Source organism: Bacillus sp. B1-b2 (assembly GCF_009183415.1).
Classification (GTDB): domain Bacteria; phylum Bacillota; class Bacilli; order Bacillales; family Cytobacillaceae; genus Niallia.
On the sequence record NZ_WEHU01000009.1, the window covers coordinates 126,340 to 147,012 of the forward strand.

General features: G+C 32.8%; 21 protein-coding genes and 2 riboswitches. Of the genes, 8 read left to right on the forward strand and 13 right to left on the reverse strand.

Annotated features, from left to right (window positions below; all coding sequences use genetic code 11):
* Positions 1-42: 42 nt before the first annotated feature.
* Positions 43-411: a PilZ domain-containing protein gene (locus F9279_RS10935; protein WP_152112900.1), complete on the forward strand. Its 369-nt coding sequence runs from the start codon at positions 43-45 to the stop codon at positions 409-411.
* Between the two features lie 179 nt (positions 412-590).
* Here F9279_RS10935 and F9279_RS10940 read toward each other — a convergent pair whose 3' ends face one another.
* Complete coding sequence (locus F9279_RS10940) at positions 591-785, reverse strand: hypothetical protein (protein WP_152112902.1); 195 nt, start codon at positions 783-785, stop codon at positions 591-593.
* 405 nt (positions 786-1,190) lie between these two features.
* Here F9279_RS10940 and F9279_RS10945 point away from each other — a divergent pair, with 405 nt between their 5' ends.
* Positions 1,191-1,364 carry a YkvS family protein gene (locus F9279_RS10945; protein WP_065429081.1) on the forward strand — a complete coding sequence of 58 codons (174 nt, stop codon included), beginning with the start codon at positions 1,191-1,193 and terminating at the stop codon, positions 1,362-1,364.
* 93 nt (positions 1,365-1,457) lie between these two features.
* Here the strand turns inward: F9279_RS10945 and F9279_RS25680 are convergent, their stop codons facing one another.
* Complete coding sequence (locus F9279_RS25680) at positions 1,458-1,562, reverse strand: DUF6254 family protein (RefSeq protein ID WP_226793435.1); 105 nt, start codon at positions 1,560-1,562, stop codon at positions 1,458-1,460.
* Between the two features lie 186 nt (positions 1,563-1,748).
* A riboswitch (glycine riboswitch) is annotated at positions 1,749-1,831 on the forward strand.
* A 243-nt stretch (positions 1,832-2,074) separates the two neighbouring features.
* Here F9279_RS25680 and F9279_RS10950 point away from each other — a divergent pair.
* Positions 2,075-2,353 (forward strand): ACT domain-containing protein, encoded by a 279-nt coding sequence (locus F9279_RS10950; RefSeq protein WP_152112904.1) that lies wholly within the window; start codon positions 2,075-2,077, stop codon positions 2,351-2,353.
* A gap of 17 nt (positions 2,354-2,370) precedes the next feature.
* Positions 2,371-3,732 carry a PFL family protein gene (locus F9279_RS10955; protein ID WP_152113041.1) on the forward strand — a complete coding sequence of 454 codons (1,362 nt, stop codon included), beginning with the start codon at positions 2,371-2,373 and terminating at the stop codon, positions 3,730-3,732.
* 222 nt (positions 3,733-3,954) lie between these two features.
* Here the strand turns inward: F9279_RS10955 and F9279_RS10960 are convergent, their stop codons facing one another.
* Positions 3,955-4,992: a hypothetical protein gene (locus F9279_RS10960; protein ID WP_152112906.1), complete on the reverse strand. Its 1,038-nt coding sequence runs from the start codon at positions 4,990-4,992 to the stop codon at positions 3,955-3,957.
* Between the two features lie 218 nt (positions 4,993-5,210).
* On the opposite strand from F9279_RS10960, the gene F9279_RS10965 reads away from it, so the two are divergent.
* Complete coding sequence (locus tag F9279_RS10965) at positions 5,211-7,367, forward strand: ATP-dependent Clp protease ATP-binding subunit (protein ID WP_152113043.1); 2,157 nt, start codon at positions 5,211-5,213, stop codon at positions 7,365-7,367.
* A gap of 31 nt (positions 7,368-7,398) precedes the next feature.
* On the opposite strand, the gene F9279_RS10970 is transcribed toward F9279_RS10965, so the two are convergent.
* The 4 genes from F9279_RS10970 to F9279_RS10985 all read right to left on the reverse strand — a co-directional run bounded on the left by F9279_RS10970 (position 7,399) and on the right by F9279_RS10985 (position 11,875).
* Complete coding sequence (locus tag F9279_RS10970) at positions 7,399-9,093, reverse strand: M3 family oligoendopeptidase (protein ID WP_152112908.1); 1,695 nt, start codon at positions 9,091-9,093, stop codon at positions 7,399-7,401.
* A 147-nt stretch (positions 9,094-9,240) separates the two neighbouring features.
* Positions 9,241-9,681, reverse strand: coding sequence for a MarR family winged helix-turn-helix transcriptional regulator (locus F9279_RS10975; RefSeq protein ID WP_152112909.1), 441 nt, complete (start codon positions 9,679-9,681; stop codon positions 9,241-9,243).
* 287 nt (positions 9,682-9,968) lie between these two features.
* Entirely contained in the window at positions 9,969-10,235 is a 267-nt protein-coding gene (locus F9279_RS10980) for an aspartyl-phosphate phosphatase Spo0E family protein (RefSeq protein ID WP_152112911.1), read from the reverse strand.
* Positions 10,236-10,690: 455 nt separating this feature from the next.
* Positions 10,691-11,875 (reverse strand): pyridoxal phosphate-dependent aminotransferase, encoded by a 1,185-nt coding sequence (locus F9279_RS10985; protein WP_152112913.1) that lies wholly within the window; start codon positions 11,873-11,875, stop codon positions 10,691-10,693.
* 154 nt (positions 11,876-12,029) lie between these two features.
* On the opposite strand from F9279_RS10985, the gene F9279_RS10990 reads away from it, so the two are divergent.
* Complete coding sequence (locus F9279_RS10990) at positions 12,030-12,815, forward strand: carbon-nitrogen family hydrolase (RefSeq protein ID WP_152112915.1); 786 nt, start codon at positions 12,030-12,032, stop codon at positions 12,813-12,815.
* 57 nt (positions 12,816-12,872) lie between these two features.
* Here F9279_RS10990 and F9279_RS10995 read toward each other — a convergent pair whose 3' ends face one another.
* Positions 12,873-13,442: a metalloregulator ArsR/SmtB family transcription factor gene (locus F9279_RS10995; RefSeq protein WP_152112917.1), complete on the reverse strand. Its 570-nt coding sequence runs from the start codon at positions 13,440-13,442 to the stop codon at positions 12,873-12,875.
* Between the two features lie 102 nt (positions 13,443-13,544).
* Complete coding sequence (locus F9279_RS11000) at positions 13,545-15,392, reverse strand: PAS domain-containing sensor histidine kinase (RefSeq protein ID WP_152112919.1); 1,848 nt, start codon at positions 15,390-15,392, stop codon at positions 13,545-13,547.
* A gap of 307 nt (positions 15,393-15,699) precedes the next feature.
* On the opposite strand from F9279_RS11000, the gene F9279_RS11005 reads away from it, so the two are divergent.
* The gene (locus tag F9279_RS11005; protein WP_152112921.1) at positions 15,700-16,719 is read left to right on the forward strand and encodes an acyltransferase family protein; all 1,020 of its coding nucleotides are present in this window, start codon (positions 15,700-15,702) and stop codon (positions 16,717-16,719) included.
* A gap of 49 nt (positions 16,720-16,768) precedes the next feature.
* Here F9279_RS11005 and F9279_RS25165 read toward each other — a convergent pair whose 3' ends face one another.
* From F9279_RS25165 to F9279_RS11010, 3 genes are all read right to left on the reverse strand, one after another.
* Entirely contained in the window at positions 16,769-16,915 is a 147-nt protein-coding gene (locus tag F9279_RS25165; RefSeq protein WP_193224537.1) for a hypothetical protein, read from the reverse strand.
* 1 nt (position 16,916) lies between these two features.
* Entirely contained in the window at positions 16,917-17,075 is a 159-nt protein-coding gene (locus F9279_RS25170) for a hypothetical protein (protein ID WP_193224538.1), read from the reverse strand.
* A gap of 353 nt (positions 17,076-17,428) precedes the next feature.
* Positions 17,429-18,784, reverse strand: coding sequence for a TrkH family potassium uptake protein (locus F9279_RS11010; RefSeq protein ID WP_152112923.1), 1,356 nt, complete (start codon positions 18,782-18,784; stop codon positions 17,429-17,431).
* A gap of 249 nt (positions 18,785-19,033) precedes the next feature.
* Here F9279_RS11010 and F9279_RS11015 point away from each other — a divergent pair, with 249 nt between their 5' ends.
* Positions 19,034-19,228, forward strand: a complete 195-nt coding sequence (locus F9279_RS11015) for an alpha/beta-type small acid-soluble spore protein (RefSeq protein WP_152112925.1) — start codon at positions 19,034-19,036, stop codon at positions 19,226-19,228.
* 76 nt (positions 19,229-19,304) lie between these two features.
* Here the strand turns inward: F9279_RS11015 and F9279_RS11020 are convergent, their stop codons facing one another.
* Positions 19,305-20,081: a TerC family protein gene (locus F9279_RS11020; protein ID WP_152112927.1), complete on the reverse strand. Its 777-nt coding sequence runs from the start codon at positions 20,079-20,081 to the stop codon at positions 19,305-19,307.
* 90 nt (positions 20,082-20,171) lie between these two features.
* Positions 20,172-20,303: riboswitch (yybP-ykoY riboswitch) on the reverse strand.
* Between the last annotated feature and the right edge of the window lie 370 nt (positions 20,304-20,673).

The following is a 20,673-nucleotide window of genomic DNA, read 5'->3' on the forward strand; positions in this document are numbered from 1 at the left end:
TATTATGAAACATATTGTTCTTCGTAGTTAAGGGGTGTACATATGAGATATAAACGTCATGAATCTTTTCGTTATCAATTTAATGAACATATTGAAGCAGAATTTACTTTTAACCAACAGGATGATCATTCAACAATAAGTTCTCAAAAAGGAAAAGCGTATGTGCATGATATAAGTCCAAATGGATTACGCTTTCACTCAGAGTTTGATTTACCGATCAACGCGAATCATTCTTCTTTAATATTAGAATTCATTCTGAATGAAGAGAACATGTCCTTGCCAGGGCAAATAATATGGAAAAAGAAACTCGCTACTAGTTTTCTCTATGGGTTTAAAGGTAATGACTCCACTGATTCTAAACAAAGGATAATAGAATTATTAAAAAAACATTCCAGGCAAAATAAACAATAAGTATTTTGTAAATGGAGTATTATACCTTTTGAAAAATCATTTAATCTAATCCTATTTTCTTTGATAGTCGTAGGTTAATAGAAGAAATTGATATCCAAAAAACTGTAGACCTCTTCTCCTACTCCCTCTATGGAAGTCTGTCTACAGTTTATATTTAAGCAAGCTATTCAATTGTTTAATCAGCTTCTCGGTTCATCTAAATAGGAATAGGTAACATCTCCACCAATTTCTGCAATTCCTCTAAAATGTTTAAAATCTTCCCTTTTTACTAATACTGCACGAAATGTCAAAAAATCATTTTTTCCGACTCTATATGATTCTAATTCCTTTGATTGTAGCTGATTTAATACTTGTTCGATTGCTGTATTTTCCATTCAAATACTCCTTCCATTTAATGCTTACATTTCTTCATATTTTAAAATAATTCCTTGATGATGCAAAGTAAAATCTTTCGATTGTAAATTTTTCCTAAAGTTTTCTTAATTCAAACTTTATCTTATGTATAATTCAGATAATTATGTTATAATAGCTTCTAATCAATTTTGATTCTTTATTTCCAGTTAAAGTGATATTTCTCTTCTTTTTTTACTGGGAATATAATATTATGACTAAATATTATTCTCTTAAACTATTTAGTACATGTGTATCCATCTATTACGTATACATAAAATATTCAAATGGAACGTTCATTACACTTTGCGAATACGCTCTAATAATAGAGTTATTTATTGTTAGACAGATTCTATAAATAAAACTGGGATGACAAGGAGAGATTGCTAGTGAAAAGAGCCGAGGTTGGTAATATCATTGAGTTTAGAGGACTGCAAGGAATTGTTGAAAAAGTAAATGAAAATTCAGTGATTGTCGATTTAACATATATGAACAATTATCGTGACCTAGAGCTAGAGCAAAGAACAGTTGTTAACCATAAAAACTATCGTATCATAAAATAAGTTTTTAAAGGAAAGAAGTCAAAAAGGATGTGTATTCCTTCTATGACTTCTTTTTTTGTATCCGCTTTAATTACATATATAATAAGGAAGAAACTACTCTTCTGCTAGCTCCTTCTTTGTTTTAACTTTACCATGTGGTTTTTGCTTTTGTTTACGTACAGTCCATTCTCTCTCTTGTTCTCTTTTAGCTTTAGACATATAATCACCTCCATCCTTATTCTTATCATAAGCAATAAACTTTCTTTTATCCAAATGACTAATATATGTATTATCTGAGTTTTCGAAATAAAAAATAATCATTTGACCAGATAGAAAAAAACTGTTAACATCATTTTATATTTTAAATAATAGCGTGCTATGAATGTTATGGATCACACTATAACTGGAGCAGCTTCTGGAGAGACCGTATCTTTATAGAACGGCACCGAAGGATTCACAATCTCAGGTAAAAGGACAGAAGATTAACCATTACTTACTACATGTAAAGAGGTTTTTCTTAGCCCTTAAAGCGGATTGTTATCCATGCTTTAAGGGCTAAACTTGTTTTAAGTAATCTAAAATAGTACTCCTTTAAAAAGAGACCTATTAAAGTCTTACTTAAGCACTCTTTTCATTTAAGTAATGGGGTTTTATTTCTCCATACATATTTAGCTAAAAGCTATACTCTCTCTGATTATTTCAGGAGATAAACAAAATAATGAGGTGAAAAAATGACTCAACAACGTAGGGCAGTCGTTAGTGTAATTGGTAAGGATCAAGTCGGCATAATTAGTAAGGTTACCACTATTCTTTCCAATAACAACATCAACATTTTAGACATTAGTCAAACCATTCTCCAAGATTTCTTTACCATGATGATGTTAGTGGATATTTCTGATAAAGAAAATCTAGATGAGTTAAGAAAGCAGTTAGATGAGTTAAGCAACGAGCTTCATTTAAAGATTAATATACAGTTAGAAGAAATCTTTCAATCCATGCACCGTGTATAAGAAGGAAGGTAATGATGATGAAAATTGCTTTAAATGAAATGATGGAAACAATTAATATGGTACAAATGGAAAATTTAGATATAAGAACAGTAACAATGGGTATAAGCTTATATGATTGTGCAGATTCAGATTTTAATAAAATGAACCAAGCAGTTTATGATAAAATTACAAACTATGCACGTGAATTAACTACAGTCGCAAACGCTGTGGAAAAGGAATACGGAATCCCTATTATTAATAAACGTATATCCATTACGCCTATTGCAGAAATTTTAGGAAATTCTACAGTTGAACAAGCTATAACGTTAGCTAAAACACTAGATAAAGCAGCCAAAGATTTACATGTAGATTTTATTGGTGGCTTTTCTGCACTTGTACATAAAGGGATTGCTAAAGGTGACCAAACTTTGTTGGATGCTCTCCCTACGGCTTTGACTGTAACAGATCGTGTTTGTGCTTCTGTTTCTGTTGGCTCTACTCGGTCTGGTATAAATATGGATGCTGTTAAAACAATGGGTAAGGTACTTAAGCAAGCTGCTGAGTTATCAAAGGACCAAAATGGATTAGCTTGTGCCAAGCTGGTAGTTTTTTGTAATCCTGTGGAAGACAACCCATTTATGGCAGGTGCTTTTCATGGAGCTGGCGAAGGCGAAGTAGTTCTTAATGTCGGAGTTAGTGGGCCAGGAGTAGTGTTAAGTGCGTTAAAAAAATATCCTGATGCCGACCTTGGAGAAGTATCTGAAATCATTAAGAAAACAGCTTTCAAAATTACGAGAGCTGGTGAATTAATTGGCAGAGTAGTCGCAGAGCGATTGGACGTCCCATTTGGAATCATGGATTTATCTCTTGCTCCAACAAATGCCGTAAACGATAGTGTTGCCGAAATTCTAGAAGAAATTGGACTAGAACGTGTAGGTACTCACGGTACAATAGCAGCACTCGCATTAATGAATGATGCAGTAAAAAAAGGCGGCGCTATGGCAAGTAGCTATGTTGGCGGATTAAGTGGTGCATTTATACCAGTAAGTGAAGATAACGGGATGATCCGAGGAATACTTGATGAGAGTCTTACTCTATCAAAGCTAGAAGCAATGACATGTGTTTGTTCTGTTGGATTAGATATGATTGCACTAACAGGAGACGTAAGTGCGGAAACTTTATCTGCCATTATAGCAGACGAAGCAGCAATCGGTATGATAAATAAAAAAACAACTGCTGTCCGCGTTATTCCTGTTCCAGGTAAGAAAGAAGGCGAAATAGTAGAATTTGGAGGCTTATTAGGAAGAGCACCCGTTATGGGAGTCAACCCATTTAGTTCTGCCAAATTAATTAATCGCGCAGGAAGAATACCTTCCCCATTACAGGCATTGATTAATTAAAATATAAGTTTAGTTTAGGGACCATTATTTTTAATGGTCCCTTAGGCTGTCGAGAAACCCTTCCATTGACTTGGTGTTTCCTCCCAGATCACACAGGAGTTTCCCCACTTCCACTACAACCACCTGGCTGAAAATTATATTTTATCTTTCTGATTGCTTTTCCTACAAGCTGAAGGACCATTTCTTTCAGGCCCCCTCAAACCTATTAAATAATTATTATCTTTATCTTCTTTCAGGTAATGGTTTAATCCATAAAAACAGTAAAAATAGTAAACTTATGTAGCCAAATACAGGATATAACCAAGATAATAAAGTACCATATTGAACAAAACTAATAAGATAAGAAACTAAAATAATCCCTCCAATAATAACGATGCTTGGTAATGGAATGTAGCTTCTTAATTGTCTTTCTAATCCGTAAATATTTCCAATTACAGATGTGAAAATCTCTCCATAAATAACTAATATATAAACCCAAGAAAGTTGTGGAGCTAATGTTTTCATAATAGTAGCCATAGGGATAGAGAATTGTTCTACATCAGAAAGCATCATTAAGGAAAAATGACTTGATATAAGTATTAACATTAAAGCTATTCCACCAATTATTCCTCCCCACTTCACTACTTCTTCATCGCCAATTTCTGTAGCGGCCGGAACAAGTACTGCAATGGATAAGGCTAAATTTAAAGCACTATAGGAAAACGGTGATGTAAACATTTTTAAGCTAACGTCCTGAAAGAGGAAAATCTTCTCACCAAATCCAGGCAAATTAACAGATAGTATAAATAATATGAGACTAAAGCTAATCATGATTGGCACAACAAATGTATTAACCGCAAAAAGCCCCTTCGTACCTACCATCATAACCATTAGAGCCAGCACAATGGTAAAAAGCACACCAAACGTTTTATTAATTCCGAGCTGTTCTTCAAACACAGCTCCCGCACCAGAAAACATGACTGCACAAACCCCAATTAACATAAGCAATAATGCAAGATTTATAATATTCCCTATATACTTTCCAAACAGATAGACGGTAAATTGCTGATATGAAGTGGCTTTTATTCTTACAGAAATTCGCATTAATTTTGATCCAAAATAAGCAAAAATGATGCCGCTTATTAATATTCCTATTAAACCATAGAATCCATATTGTGAGAAAAAGACAACTATTTCTCTACCAGTTGCAAATCCAGCTCCTACTACTGTTCCAACATATACTGCTGCCAGTTGTATGCAAGCGCTCCATTTATTTTTCACTGACTTCCCTCCCTACATCAACTATATGTAGAAATGGACAAACAATGACGAGCTTTTCAGGAACTTTAAAACTATTTTATTAAAAAATAACAAATTAACGTATTTCCATAAATTCACAATGTAAACACAAGCAAAATTCTTGAAAGTCAAAAAAGGTCAAAGTATAATCATAATTACAAAAGGTCAACTTTAGTCAAAGATTTAAAGGAGGATTTATGATGAACTGTCAAATTTGCCAAGAAAAACAAGCAAACGTAAGTGTAAGATATGTAGTGAACAACCATGAACACATGATAAATCTGTGCCATTCTTGCTATCAAACAGAAAAACAAAAAATGACACAAACTAATCCAATCGGTTTTCACTCCTTCCCTTTCGATGAATTATATAAATCATTAAGCCAATCTAATCAAACTGGCTCATATAAATCAGCTAATCAAGCGACCATGAATAAGAATATAAATAAAGATGGTATCCTTGATAAATATGGAAAGAATTTAAACCATCTAGCAAATGCAGGTCTTATTGATCCTGTTATTGGTAGAGAAGAAGAAATTAATCGTGTTATTGAAATTCTTAATCGTAGAAACAAAAATAACCCTGTATTGATCGGCGAACCTGGTGTCGGAAAAACAGCCATTGCGGAAGGTCTAGCACTTAAAATTGCAGAAGGAATTGTTCCGAAAAAGCTTCAAAATAAAGAAATATATTTATTAGATGTCGCTTCTCTTGTTACAAATACAGGCATTAGAGGACAATTCGAGGAAAGAATGAAACAAGTTATTCAAGAGATACAGCAAAGAAAGAATGTTATTGTTTTTATTGATGAAATACATCAAATAGTTGGTGCTGGCTCTGCAGAAGGATCAATGGATGCTAGTAATATCCTTAAACCTGCACTTGCTCGCGGAGAACTTCATATCATTGGAGCAACGACCCTAAAAGAGTACCGACAAATTGAAAAAGATGCTGCATTAGAACGTAGATTTCAGCCTGTGCAAGTAAGTGAGCCTTCTGCTGAATCAGCTATTTTCATCCTAAATGGGTTAAAAGATCGTTATGAAACCTTTCATGAAGTCTTATATACAGAAGATGCGATAAGAGCATGTGTGGAGCTTTCTGACCGCTATATTCAAGATCGATTCCTACCAGATAAAGCCATCGATTTAATGGATGAAGCCGGTTCAAAAGTGAATCTTTCCTCAACCTACCAAAGTACAGAGGAAATTGAAACTCGCTTATTAACTATTAATAAAGAGAAAGATCTAGCATTAAAAGAAGAAAACTACGAAAAAGCAGCAGAGTTACGTAAAGAAGAACAGCAATTAGAGCGTGCCTTAAACGAAACTAAATTAGAAGAAAAACCAGTTATTGATGTATCGCTCATTCAAGAACTTATTGAAAAGAAAACAGGTATTCCTGTTGGTAAATTACAAGAAGATGAACAGAAAAAAATGAAAACATTAAATGAAAGCTTGGCATCTAAAGTAATTGGGCAAGAAGAAGCAGTAAAAAAAGTTGCAAAAGCAATTAGAAGAAGCCGAGCTGGCTTAAAAGCGAAAAACAGACCTATCGGAAGCTTTTTATTTGTCGGACCAACAGGTGTAGGTAAAACGGAGCTTACTAAAACACTTGCTGAAGAATTATTTGGAACAAAAGAAAGTATGATTCGTTTAGACATGAGTGAATATATGGAGAAACATAGTATTAGTAAAATCATCGGATCACCACCTGGCTATGTTGGTCATGATGAAGCTGGGCAATTAACAGAAAAAGTAAGAAGAAATCCTTATAGCATCATTCTATTAGATGAAATTGAGAAAGCACATCCTGACATTCAAACAATATTTCTGCAAATTTTAGAAGATGGGCGCTTAACTGATAGCCAAGGTAGAACAGTAAGCTTTAAAGATTCTGTAATCATTATGACAAGCAATGCAAGTGTTGGCCAAAAAGCAAAAGTAGTTGGATTTGGTAATAATCTGGCTTTAGAAGAGTCCAATCTTTTACAAGCATTAGGTAGCTTCTTCAAGCCAGAATTTCTAAATCGTTTTGATGCTATCATAGAATTCAAGCAGTTAGAAAAAGAGCATCTACTCCGTATAACAGATATCTTACTAGATGAGCTTTACTCTACACTAAATGATCAAAACATTACCTTACATGTAACCTCTGAGGTAAAGGATAAATTAGTGGAGCTTGGAACTCACCCTGACTTTGGAGCTCGTCCATTAAGAAGAGTAATTCAGGAACACTTAGAAGATCCATTAGCAGACGTAATACTGGATTATCCTGAAATGAAAGAAGTTAGTGCAGTGTTAGAAGATGGTCAAGTAAAGATAACACCACATAAAAATGAAAGAGTTTCTCTATAAAAAAAATCGTGGGAATAACCCCACGATTTTTTTATAATTTCTTATCATCTACTGAACTTAACCATGTATCAATTTCTTCTATCACAGATGCTACACATCCATCTTCAAAAGGCGAGATTAAGTTAGCTTCTTTTACAAGTTCTGTGAAAGGCATACTACCTCCTAGTTCACACAGCTTTACATAGTCTTTCCAAGCATCTTCTTGATTTTCTCTAGATCTTTTCCAGAATTGGAAAGCACAAATTTGTGCCAAAGTATAATCAATATAGTAGAAAGGAGAGCTAAATATATGGCCTTGTTTTTGCCAAAAACCACCGTTCTCTAAATACTCATTTCCATCATAATCAATATGTGGGCTATACTTTTTCTCTATATTTCTCCATGCCTGTTTTCTTTCTATTGGTGTAGCAGTTGGGTTTTCATAGACCCAATGCTGGAACTCATCAACAGAAACACCATATGGCAAGAACAATAAAGCAGAGCTTAAATGTGAAAATTTATATTTATCGACATCTTCCTTAAAGAATAAATCCATCCATGGCCAAGTGAAAAACTCCATACTCATTGAGTGAATCTCTGCCGCTTCATAAGTAGGCCAATAATATTCTGGCACATCCAATTTGCCACTAGAGTACACTTGAAATGCATGCCCAGCTTCATGTGTTAATACGTCAATATCTCCAGATGTACCATTAAAGTTAGAAAAAATAAATGGAGCCTTATAGTTTTCAATAAACGTACAGTATCCCCCGCCTGCTTTCCCTTTTTTGGCTACTAAATCCATTAATCCAGCTTCTCTTAAATAGGAGAAGAATGTTCCTGTTTCTTTTGATAGTTCATTATACATTTTTTGGCCATTTTCAATGATCCAATCAGGATCGCCTTTTGGAGCTGCATTTCCTGTTTTGTATTCAAAAGGTTCGTCATAGTACTTTAAAGAATCTACATCAATTCTTTGTTTCTGTCTTTCTTTCAATTTCGTAGCAAGTGGCACAATATACTCTTTTACTTGGTCTCTAAAGGCTGCCACCATATTTGCATTATAATCCGTACGATACATACGATAATAACCAAGTTCAACAAAGTTTTCATATCCTAGCTTATGAGCCATTTCTGTTCGTACTTTTACCATATCATCATAAATTCTATCTAACTGTTCTTCATTATCTTGAAAGAAAGCAAATCGAGCCGTACTTGCAGCTTTTCTGACACTACGATCCTTTGATTCTGTAAAAGGCTGTAGTTGAGCAAGTGTTCTCTCTTCTCCTTCAAACATGATCTTAGCTGAGGCTACTAACTTTGTATATTCTGTGGAAAGCTTGTTCTCTTTTTGCAATAATTCGACTATTTCATCAGAGAAAACTTTTAATTGTGCTTCTGCTAAAGCAAAGAGCTGATTTCCCCATTTTTTCTCTAATTCATCACGGAATTTAGATTGAACAAGTATTTGGTAGTATTTTGTTACTAACCCCTCTACTCTTGGAGAAATATCATCTATATAGTCTTGTTCTTTTTGATAATATTCATCATTTGTATCAACAGAATGACGAATATAACATAGATTAAACATTGTAGAAATATCATTACGTAACACATTTATTTTTTCGATTGCATCGATTTGTTGCTCTACTTGATCGGCATTTTCTAACTCTTTCAAAAGAACATTCATTTTAGCTGAGAAATCTTCCATATCTGGTCTATCGTATGTAAATTCTGAAAAATTCATAATCCAACCTCCAATTATTATTATTTTAGAAGAAATTATTTACTCTTCTTCTATTCCTGTAATAATTATTATACATGAAATCGTTTTACAACGAAAAAAAAGTGATGTACAAACATCACTTATAAAACTATTTACTGCTTAAACTTATCACTTGCTTGCTGCTGACAATCCCAGTCTCTTAATAAGCTCAATTGCAGTATTTTTCTCATCTGTTGTTAATTCTGACATTAAGTCATTGATTTTTTGTTCATGATTAGGGAAAATATTTTCAATTAACTTTTTCCCTTCCTCCGTGATTTGAGCAAATGTTACTCTTCTGTCTGTCGGACAAGCAACTCTTCGTAAATAACCTTTTTCCTCCAGTTTATCTACAACATAAGTAATACTTCCACTTGCTAATAAAATCTTTCCGCCAATTTGCTGTAAAGGTTGATCTCCTTTATGGTATAATAACTCCATAACAGCGAACTCTGTCGGATTCAGGCCATATGTACTAATTAATTTATTTACATTTTCATTGATTGCACGATAGGCCCGTGATAAGACAATAAACAATTTTAATGATTGCTCAATTTCTTTTTCTTTCATTTTATTTCTTCCCTTTTCAAAAATATCTCGAATTCAAAATTATTATATAATCTGAACAGAGTTTTGTCAAATTTTCCAAGTGATATAGTATTTCCTAAGAAATAATGAAGGATAACCTTTTGATAGATATAATGAAGCCTTATCGAATAAGTGTAGAAGAATCGCTGTATTGGGGACTACTCTTGTAGAAAAAATGGATAGTTTAGAAGGGCATTGATTTAGATGATTTGCTTAAACAGGTAACACACTGCCATTACCCTTCACCATTCATTTTTATATATAAAAGATTAGTAGATTACCTCTGAATATTCTTTAATATTGTACCTACTTTTTCTTGACCAAATAATTCTTTTAAGATTAGGCTTATTTTTCACAAGCTGTTTTCTTCTTTTTTCTTCATGAAAACTGAGTTGATATTTGTATATAAGTTGATCCAACTCTTGACTTAATCTAATGGTTTCTTCATGTCCTCTTCCTTTTTCTTTTGCTGTTTGTATCATTACCTCCCTTTTTTCTTGTATTAAAAATAATAAATCTTCCTTCTTACAATACACCTTTCTTCCTCCTAATCACGTTCCAATACTTTAGAAAAATTCGTAATAAATAATGTTTACTTGAAGAATTATTACAAGAATCCATATAAAAGTAAATAGATTCGCAATATTAGACAATTTTCTAAAGGAAAATAGGACAAAAGGTTCAGAATATCATATTTCCTATCACTTTATTCGACAAAATCAAACTTCGGCTAAGTCGAAAGTAATAGAATGGAAATCCGTAGACATAGAAGTTAAAGTGTTTGGGATGTTTTTCAACCAATGAAAACCAACCTTATCGTTTAATGAAAAAGAAAAGAAGACAATCTACTTCGCGAGAAATAGAGGAAAGCAAGTGTCTCAAGTGTAATGGACTACCTTTTTTTATTCATCTTAACTAAGATTATTTCGTCTTAGAAACTGGTTTATTTTGTTGGTTTTCCGCTCTTATCTCTTTCCTTTTGCATGGTTACTTATCTCAACTCTGAAAAAATCGGCAGCCTACTTATACGGTCTATCGCTTCCTGTATTCTTTCTATTGAAGTTAGTAAGCCTACTCGAACATAACCTTCCCCATATTGCCCGAAACCTGAGCCAGGAGCCATAGCTATATGCGCTTCTTCTAATAAATAATCACTAAATTGCTGTGAAGTAAAGCCCTTTGGCACCTTTAACCAAGCAAAAAATGAACCTTCTGGAGCTGTAACTTCCCAACCCAATTCCTTAAGTCCCTTCACTAAAACATCTCTTCTTTGTTGATACAGTAAATTCATCTCCTGTACACATTCTTGCGACTCTGTTAAGGCTGTAACTGCTGCTTCTTGAATAGCACCAAATAGACTCACATACATATGATCTTGATATAAATTTATCGCTGAAATGACACTTTCATTCCCAATAGCAAATCCTACTCTCCAGCCAGCCATATTAAATGTTTTGGATAGAGTATATATCTCAATTCCTACGTCTTTAGCCCCTTTTGATTGCAAAAAACTCAAAGGCTTCTTTCCATCGAAACCAATTGCCCCGTAGGCAAAATCATGTACTACACATATTTGATACTTATCTGCTAGTTTAACACTCTCTTTAAAAAATTCATTTGTTGCCACTGCACCAGTTGGATTATTAGGATAGTTTAAATACATTAGCTTCGCTTTTTCTAATTCTTCTTGATGGATTTTTGAGTAGTCTGGCAAAAAGTTATTTTCTTCCATTAACGGCATCATGATTGTTTCTGCTTGGACTAGAGTTGCACCAGATAAATAATCTGGATAACCAGGGTCAGGTAATAGAATAGTATCACCCGGATTTAATAAACAGATAGGTATTTCAACTAAACCAGCCTTTCCTCCAAAAAGAATGGCTACTTCTGTATTAGGATTAATTTCCACCTCATATTCCCTAAGATAGAATTCAGCTACTGCCTTCTTTAAATGGGTATAACCTCTAAATGGGGAGTATTTATGATGAGATGGGTTCTCTACAGCTTTTTGTAAGCTTTTTACAATATGTAATGGTGTTGGTTGATCTGGATTTCCTTGTCCCAAATTAATAACATCATACCCCTTTTCCATATATTGATTTACTTTTAATACTAATGAAGCAAAAAACTGGTCGGGTAATTGGTTTAGTAATTTAGATTTATCATAAACATTCATCTCTTCACCTTCTTTTTTATAATTAAAACTATTCTAACAATTACAAGTATACTTCTATTCTTTCTTGGCGTAATATGGTATTTTATAATATAACCATAAGCTAGATGCATACCATTATAAAGCAAGATGAAATAGTTGAATAGAGGGTGAAAAAATGAATTATCGTATAAGTATTATCCAAATGGACATTGCCTTTGGAAGCCCTGATGTGAATTTTCAAGTAGCGAGAGCAAAAATGAACGAAGCCATCGGAAATGATTGTGATATAATCGTTCTTCCAGAGCTATGGACAACAGGATATGATTTAACAAATCTATCTACTATTGCAGATAAAGATGCTCTAAAGACCATTTCATTCCTTCAGGAGGTAGCTATAAAAAACCAGATACATGTTATTGGAGGATCTGTAGCTAATAAAACAGCAAACGGAATATACAATACACTAATCGTTGTAGACAAAACAGGAAAAGTAGTGCATACCTATGATAAGCTTCACCTTTTTCAACTTATGGATGAGCACTTATATCTAGATTCAGGAAAGTCAGAAGGGATATTTACACTTGATGGGAATTCATTTGCTAGTATGATTTGTTATGATATTCGATTTCCTGAATGGATTCGTACGCATACTACAAAAGGAGCAGAGGCGATTTTTGTAGTGGCAGAGTGGCCAAAACCAAGATTAGATCATTGGCGCAGTTTGTTAATTGCCCGTGCAATAGAAAATCAATGCTATATTATTGCTTGTAATCGAGTTGGAAAGGATCCTAATAATGTATTTGCAGGACATAGCATGATTATTGACCCATGGGGAGATATTGTGGCAGAAGCTGGGGAATCAGAAGAAATACTCACTGCCTCTGTTGATTTAGGAAAAGTAAAAGAAGTACGAAAAATGATCCCTATTTTTGCTGATCGAAAACCTGAATTTTATAAATAAGTCCATTTTCTTGCAAGAGGAGTTTCTATCAGAATTTATAGTAACTCCCCTTCTCTCTTACTTTGCCCACATTTCTTCTGGGTTAAGTTCATAAATACTATTTTCTCGATACATAAAATGATTGATAATAAATTCTCTTCTAATGGTTGCATAGTCATCAAAATATTTTTTTATATATTCATTCAACTCCTTTTCCTGATATTTTTTTCCAAACTCTAGTCCTTTTAATAATTGCTTAAATATGATTAATTTCTTTTTTCTTTGAGAAGGTATATTTTTTAACCTTCCTTCCTCTGTAAAGAAATTAGCTATTATCTTCGCTTCCTCTTCTTTCGTGATAGACATAGTACTATCATCCTCCGTTACTAGTTTCCGTAAACTTTCTGTTTGTTGTAGTAATACAGACTGATTTAAATAAAAGTAAATAGTATTCTTATCTCTTCTTTCATAAACAACATTAATCTCTCTTAATTTCTTTAGATGATGAGTGATAGTTGGTGCAGTTAATCCTAATTTTTCTGCTAAACCTTGACCATGCCAAGGGCGATTTGCCAATAAGGAAATTATCTTGATTCTTGTTGGATCACCAATTGTTTTATAAAAGGCAACCATTTTATCTAATTGCATAAGCTCACCTAATTTCATGTTTATCTAATTAGATGATAATAAAATTAGCACCTTATGTCAATCGGTGCTTCAATTATTTTCCCCGAAAAAATACCCTTTTCTTTACGTTTCTTTATACTGATTAGGAAGATATATATGAAAGGTAGTGCCTACACCTACCTCAGATTCCACTTCCATTCTCCCTTTATGCTCTTCAATTATTTGATAGGAAACTAAAAGCCCTAACCCTGTTCCCTTCTCTTTAGTCGTATAAAATGGTTCTCCTAGTCTCTCTATTTTTTCCTTACTCATCCCTTTTCCATTATCAGTTATTTTTATATGATAATAATTTTCTTGCTCTTTATACTGCATACTAACCTTAATATTCCCACCATCCTCTAACACTTCAATTGCATTTTTTATAATATTAATAAAGACTTTTTTCATTTGATTTGGTTCACAATAAATAGAAGGTTGTAGTGTATCAATTTCCTTCTGAAACTGTACATTGTGTAATACTGCTTGGGCATTTAGTAATTCAATCGTTTCATTCATAATTTGAACAATATTACTTTTTACAAATTGTACGGTTTGAGGTTTTGCAAGTAATAAAAACTCATTCACAATGGATTCTATTCTATTCAGTTCTGATTTAATAACAGAGAAATACATTTCATTTCCTTTTGAAACTGTACCACTCTCTAAAAGCTGAATAAAGCCTTTTAATGCTGTCATCGGATTTCTTATTTCATGAGCAATACCTGCAGCTAATTCGCCTACCACATTTAATGTGGAGGATTTTCTTAACTGCTCTTCTAATACAGCATACTCCGTTATATCTCTTAAAGTAGTAATACTTAATCCATCATAAATTTTATGTTTGTTTCGATATTCAAATTGTGCTTCTTCTCTTCTATTTGGAAGCTGCACGGTATAAATACCTCTATTTTGACCTGTTTCATTTAGCTTCATGATTTTTATTTTTATATCCTCGCTAATAGACTTCCCAGGTGGAAGATACTCTAATAAATGTCTTCCAACAACCTCTTCCTTCTGTTCATTAAGTAATCTCTCTGCTGCTTTATTCATATCTTTAATCTGGTAGTTTTCATCCCATATAATAATTCCATCAAATACTTCTTCGAAAATACTTTCAAACTTCACTTTACTTTCTCTTAGTGCCTGCTCCATTTTGTATCTTTCTGTTACATTGCGAAAAATACTCATATGTAAGCCTTCAACAGAATGAAGCTTAGTGGTAAATTCTAATATTTTCTTTTGTCCATTAGGCATTAGAAATAGAAGTTCTTCTCGATTGGATTTTGTTTTGTATAGATCTATAATCATCTGCATGTATTTTTCATCTTTTTTATATACGTAATCACTAATTTTTGATTGAAGCATATTTTCCAGCGTACTTTCAAATATTTTTAATGCAGAGCGATTAGCTGCCGTAATATTTCCAGTTTCACTCCAAAGAACTATTCCATCAAGCGCCTCTGTAAAAAATTCATTGTATAGCACTTCCTTCTTATCTCTCTTTTGATTTTCTTCTACTTCTCTTGTTACATTACCTATAATAGTAATATAACCAGCGCTTTCTGGTAGAGGGGCTGTTATCATTTCTAAGTATTGTTTCTTCCTTCTAATAGAAATAGGCAGAATATGATGAAAAGGTTCTCTAAATGAAGATTTAGACAATTTACGTATACGCTCTCTTACCATGTATCTTTCTTCCTGCTCAATAAAATGAGTAATATTTCTCCCAATAACATCTTCTTGCTTCACCAAAAATTGAGAACATAGAGATGGGCTAATATCTAAAATAACTCCTTTATAATTAAATAGCACAAAACCTAACCTATTATTTTCTATTGAACTTTTATGACGCAGCTTTGCATTTTCTTCCTCTAGTTCTTTAATCCTTTTTCGTAAAAAGCTATTTTCTTCTGTATAGGATATTCCGCTCATGGATACCCCTCCCCCAACAACATATTGTTTACATAATTCTACAATTATTTGAAAACTCCTTTAGTTATCAAAAAATTAGGACTTGAGTTATGGCGTATAGCCAAGTTAAGTAAAAATTCAGGTTCACCACTAATAATATGGAAGAGAAGCAACATATTTATTTTAAGAAACAAAAATAACACTCTTTTTCAATTATGTGTTATTTTCAGGTTTTTTCGTTAACACTTTAATGAATCGAGACTAAAAATATTGATTTTGTGATATATAAGAGAATAGGATTTACTCTGAAATAGAAAGGGTTGTGTAAATGAAAGGAAGAGATTACTACTTTGACAATGCAAAATTCTTCTTAATCTTTTTTGTTGTTTTTGGACATTTTATCCAATCTTTTATCAATGATAATGAAAATATATATACGCTTTATAAAGTTATTTATACTTTTCATATGCCAGCGTTTATTTTGGTTTCAGGTTTCTTTGCGAAAGGCATTGCTGAAAAAGGATATGTAAGAAAATATGTAAAAAGGCTAATTGTACCATACCTAATCTTTCAATTGGTTTATAGTGTTTTCTACTATTATTTATACGGTAAATCCACTATTAAAATTGAACCTTTATCTCCTCATTGGTCATTATGGTTTTTGGTTAGTTTATTTTTTTGGAATATCTTCTTACTTTATTTCGCGAAGCTAAAGCCCATTTTGGGGATAATGATTGCGTTAGTTTTAGGACTTTTGATTGGATGCTTTGAATGGACCTCTAGTTATCTGAGCTTAACAAGAACTTTTGTATTTTTTCCTATCTTTCTTATTGGGTTTTATATGAAAAAAGAACATTTTCAACTTGTTCAATCTAAATTTGCACGAGTTTGTTCTATTATCATTTTCTTAAGTGTATTTATTGGGTTTCATCTCTATCCATTTATTAACTACCAATGGTTATTTGGGTCTAAGTCTTATGAAGCTTTAGGGGAAGGCATTATAGTAGGAATGGGTATTCGTATTTGCTTCTATTTGTTAAGCTTTATCATGATTTTCTGTTTTTTCGCTTGTGTACCTAAAAAAGAATACTTTTTCACCAAGTTTGGTAAATACACATTATATGTTTATTTATTGCATGGGTTTATTATACGAATATTTAGAGAAAGTCATCTTCCTGAAATATTTGAATCACCAAATTACTATATCATGATTGTTATTGTTTCTCTCTTATTAACCATGTTTCTTTCCAGTAACATGATTATTTCGCTAACTCAACCAATTATTGAGTTAAAAGGATCGAAACTTAAAAAATGGCTAGATATTTCTCAAAATAAAATAAAACTGTAAAAGATAAAGCTAATCCATTGTTCTCTTGGATTAGCTTTTCTTCTTTATTTTATTTACTTTTTCCAGCTTTACTTTTCACTCGATCTTTTGTAAGCGGAGCTGTATCAAACATTTTACTTGCGTTTACGTCACCAAACTCTTGTCCAAATTCTACATTTGTAGCTGCTTCTTTTTTATTTGCTTTCTTTTTACTCATATTATCTTTCCTCCCTGCCATGTTTTGAATTTCTATTTGCACCCTTCATTGGGTTTTCTTCACCCGAAAACTCTGCTGAGAACTCAGTCTCTTGTGTATTTTTCTTTGGTGTTTTGCTATATTTTTCAACCACATCATGCTCTGCTTTTCGCTTTGCCATTTAAATTTCAACTCCTTTTTTGCTTACATTCTATTTTCCGCTAGCTACCTTCAATCTATTCTTTCCTACTTTTTACAGAATGGATAAAGGGGGAAAATTAACTATTTTCATCCTACAACTGAGATTTTTTCTATTTCTGTCCTCACTGCGGAGCACCAGCTTTTCCTCTATTTCCCGCAGGAGTCGAGTGTCTTCCGCTACATTCCACTAATTTTAAAATTCAATATTCAACAGGTAAAAAAAAGATCCGAACAACTAGAAAAAATGACTTCTAATAGTTCGGACTAATTATTGGTTGAAATACTTTTGCCCATTTACTTATGATGAACTGAAATATTTATACTTAGCAACTTCTAGCCTATAATAATTCTTTCTTTTGGATAATGGAAATTGTCTTTTTTCTCTTTTCCGCCAATGATATAGATAAAAGAGGTTAAGCCTATACGCCCTATAAACATTAGTAGCATAATAACACATTTTCCAAAGCTTGATAATTCTGGGGTAATCCCTAAAGACAGACCTGTAGTTCCAAATGCTGAGCATACTTCAAATAAAATTTTTATTAAAGGCAGATTCTCTGTTATAGACAACATAATAACGGATATTAAACAAATCCCTGTAGCGAAAATAGTAACAACAAGAGATTTAATGATATCTTCTTCATGAAGCTCCCTTTTAAATAGCTTAATATGCTTATTTCCATTTGCATAATGATAAATAAATAATAAATTTAGTGCAAAGGTGGTTGTTCTTATTCCCCCACCAACAGAACTCGGTGATGCACCTATAAACATAAGAAAACAAAAGATGAGCAAAGTTCCTGTAGATAAATGATTTAAGTCCATGGTGGTTAGTCCACCACTGCGAGTGGATGCTGAATGAAAAAAGGCATTAAAAAATATTTCGTGCCAGGTCATACCAATATAATAATGATTCCACTCAAGAAGAATCATGACAATTGTACCAAATAGTAGTAAGAACCCAAATGTGATAGTTGTTAATTTAGTAAACAGAGAAAATCGAAAGGATGTGTTTTCTCCTTTTAAAAATAAATAATTCTTTACCTCAATTAATACAGGGAATCCAATAGCACCTAATGTGATTAAAATAATATGAACTAATTGGACAAAATAATCATCCTTAAAGGGTGTTAATGAACCACCTGTGATATCTAATCCTCCATTAGTAGTAGCACTAACAGAAGCAAATAATCCATGTAATAAGGATCTTTTCCAATCATTATAATAATGATGAAATTGTAAAGTTAAAATAATGGCTCCAAGAATCTCTATTATTAAAATGATCTTTATTATTTCTCTAATCAAGTTCACTAATCCTGAAAGATTGGATTGATTATGATCAAGCATAATTAGTTGTCTCTCTCTTAACCCAATTTTCTTCCGCAGCAACATCCAAAAGAAAGTTCCTAATGTCATTACTCCAATGCCACCAAATTGCAAAACTAAAATGAGAATAAAAATCCCAAAGGTACTATATGTATCTGCAATATTCACTACCGTTAATCCCGTTACACTTACAGCACTAACAGCAGTAAAAACACTATCTAGAAAGGAAACAGAAACTCCTTCTTTATGTACACCAGGCAATCGTAATAAGAGGACAGAAACACTTACCGCAATTAAGTAATAACTTGTAATAATTTGCGCTGGTGTAAATTTCTGCAGCAATTCTTTGAATCTCAAATTCATTCTGATACATTTCCTTTCTTTCTAAAAAAATCATCAATAACTAAAAGTATAATTTATCTCCATTATCACGTACAGTTGTTTTATTATTTTTTTCCTTTAGCGGTTTTTGAGGTAAATTCTATATAAAACCGTTATACACAATCATTACCACTTATTATTATAGAAAAAACACATAAATTAGTAGTACAGAATCATTTCTTGGTTCTATATGTATGAACAAATACTAATTGCTAATAGGAGGAAATTAGAATGGCTACTACAAATAAATTATTAGTTCCTGGGATTGAACAATATATGGATAGTATAAAATATGAAATTGCACAAGAATTTGGAGTTAGTTTAGGCTCAGATACTGTAGCTAGATCAAATGGTTCTGTAGGTGGAGAAATAACAAAAAGACTTGTTCAACAAGCACAAGCTGAGTTATCAGGTAAAACAAACTAACAGACTTATTATTTGCCACGAACAAAAAAGCCATTCAATAAGGAATGGCTTTTTTGTTCATGAGATAATCTTTTTATTATTGTGCATTACTTTCCTTTGTCTTTACAGCTTCTTTATTAGATAATAAATATCCTCCAACAGCAATTGCTACTAACACAATCCAGAATACAGCCTTCCAACCTTTTGACTCTGGAAAATGCTCATCTAGGAATCCTACTGCAGGGTGTGCTAATGTAAATACTGCTAATTTTACACCAACCCAACCAACTATTAAGAAAGCTGCAGTTTCTAATGATGGTCTAGAATGAAGAAGTTTAACAAACCAGTTTGCAGCAAAACGCATGATAATTAAGCCAATTAATCCTCCTAAGAACATAACCATAAACTGTCCACCGTCAATTCCACCAAGTGAGAACCAACCTGTAGCTGGCAATGTAATCGCTAGAGCAACAGCAGCTAGCATAGAGTCAATGGCAAATGCAATATCTGCCAATTCAACTTTTAACACAGTCATCCAAAAACCAGATTTTTTCTTTTCTTTTCCTTCTTTCTCTTTATCCCCTTTATTCGCGTACTTCCCATAAATATTATGGACTGCGATAAACAATAGATAAATCGCACCTATTGCTTGAACTTGCCATACATCTACTAGGAAAGAGATCATAAATAATGTAGCAAAACGGAAAACAAATGCTCCTAGTAAACCATAAAAAAGTGCCTTTTTTTGTTGATCTGGTGGTAAATGTTTAACCATTACAGCCATAACAACCGCATTATCAGCTGCGAGTAATCCTTCTAACACAACTAAAATTAGTAATACCCATCCATATTCTAACAACATGCTAGCATCCATACTTTTTCCTCCTTTTGTTTTTTATTTGTATACCCCCTATTTGCAGGTTTGGCTACGTTCTTTCGTTAGTATGTACAAAAGTACGCAAAAAAGACCTTTGCCAAATAGGCAAAGGTCTTGCAAAGCATACGTAGATGCCAACAAAGCCGATGACATTAAGTCATGAACTGACGACTTTGTTTTAGGTTTAGAACCTAAAAGCTACTCCCCTTTGAGTAGTATACAAATATTATAATACTATTATATCCAACTCCTAATACTTTGACAATACAAATTTTGTTTTTTATAAACTATTTTAAATAAAACTTAAGCTCTCAGCTTGTTGAAAATGTAATTTAGGAAGATTGAATAGAATTTTTATGCCAGATGATCTACGGTTACATGGATGAAATCCTAGAGGTTTTACGAGGAAGCCACTGAGAAAGTAATACTATTTGTATCAGTGTATAGCAAACCCTCTTAATATAAGTTAACTGTGTAATGGCCTCTTTCCACTTGGCTTAAACTATGAGCACCTGTAACAAAAAACATCACCCTATTCAGAGTGATGTTCTTCACAAACTCCTACTACACTATTTAGGATTTTATTGAC

Coding starts and splice junctions, on each gene's coding strand:
- F9279_RS10935 (WP_152112900.1), top strand. CDS start 43: ATGAGATATAAACGTCATGAATCTTTTCGTTATCAATTTAATGAACAT.
- F9279_RS10940 (WP_152112902.1), bottom strand. CDS start 785: ATGGAAAATACAGCAATCGAACAAGTATTAAATCAGCTACAATCAAAG.
- F9279_RS25680 (WP_226793435.1), bottom strand. CDS start 1,562: ATGTCTAAAGCTAAAAGAGAACAAGAGAGAGAATGGACTGTACGTAAA.
- F9279_RS10950 (WP_152112904.1), top strand. CDS start 2,075: ATGACTCAACAACGTAGGGCAGTCGTTAGTGTAATTGGTAAGGATCAA.
- F9279_RS10955 (WP_152113041.1), top strand. CDS start 2,371: ATGAAAATTGCTTTAAATGAAATGATGGAAACAATTAATATGGTACAA.
- F9279_RS10965 (WP_152113043.1), top strand. CDS start 5,211: ATGAACTGTCAAATTTGCCAAGAAAAACAAGCAAACGTAAGTGTAAGA.
- F9279_RS10970 (WP_152112908.1), bottom strand. CDS start 9,093: ATGAATTTTTCAGAATTTACATACGATAGACCAGATATGGAAGATTTC.
- F9279_RS10975 (WP_152112909.1), bottom strand. CDS start 9,681: ATGAAAGAAAAAGAAATTGAGCAATCATTAAAATTGTTTATTGTCTTA.
- F9279_RS10985 (WP_152112913.1), bottom strand. CDS start 11,875: ATGAATGTTTATGATAAATCTAAATTACTAAACCAATTACCCGACCAG.
- F9279_RS10990 (WP_152112915.1), top strand. CDS start 12,030: ATGAATTATCGTATAAGTATTATCCAAATGGACATTGCCTTTGGAAGC.
- F9279_RS10995 (WP_152112917.1), bottom strand. CDS start 13,442: ATGCAATTAGATAAAATGGTTGCCTTTTATAAAACAATTGGTGATCCA.
- F9279_RS11000 (WP_152112919.1), bottom strand. CDS start 15,392: ATGAGCGGAATATCCTATACAGAAGAAAATAGCTTTTTACGAAAAAGG.
- F9279_RS11005 (WP_152112921.1), top strand. CDS start 15,700: ATGAAAGGAAGAGATTACTACTTTGACAATGCAAAATTCTTCTTAATC.
- F9279_RS25165 (WP_193224537.1), bottom strand. CDS start 16,915: ATGAGTAAAAAGAAAGCAAATAAAAAAGAAGCAGCTACAAATGTAGAA.
- F9279_RS25170 (WP_193224538.1), bottom strand. CDS start 17,075: ATGGCAAAGCGAAAAGCAGAGCATGATGTGGTTGAAAAATATAGCAAA.
- F9279_RS11010 (WP_152112923.1), bottom strand. CDS start 18,784: ATGAATTTGAGATTCAAAGAATTGCTGCAGAAATTTACACCAGCGCAA.
- F9279_RS11015 (WP_152112925.1), top strand. CDS start 19,034: ATGGCTACTACAAATAAATTATTAGTTCCTGGGATTGAACAATATATG.
- F9279_RS11020 (WP_152112927.1), bottom strand. CDS start 20,081: ATGGATGCTAGCATGTTGTTAGAATATGGATGGGTATTACTAATTTTA.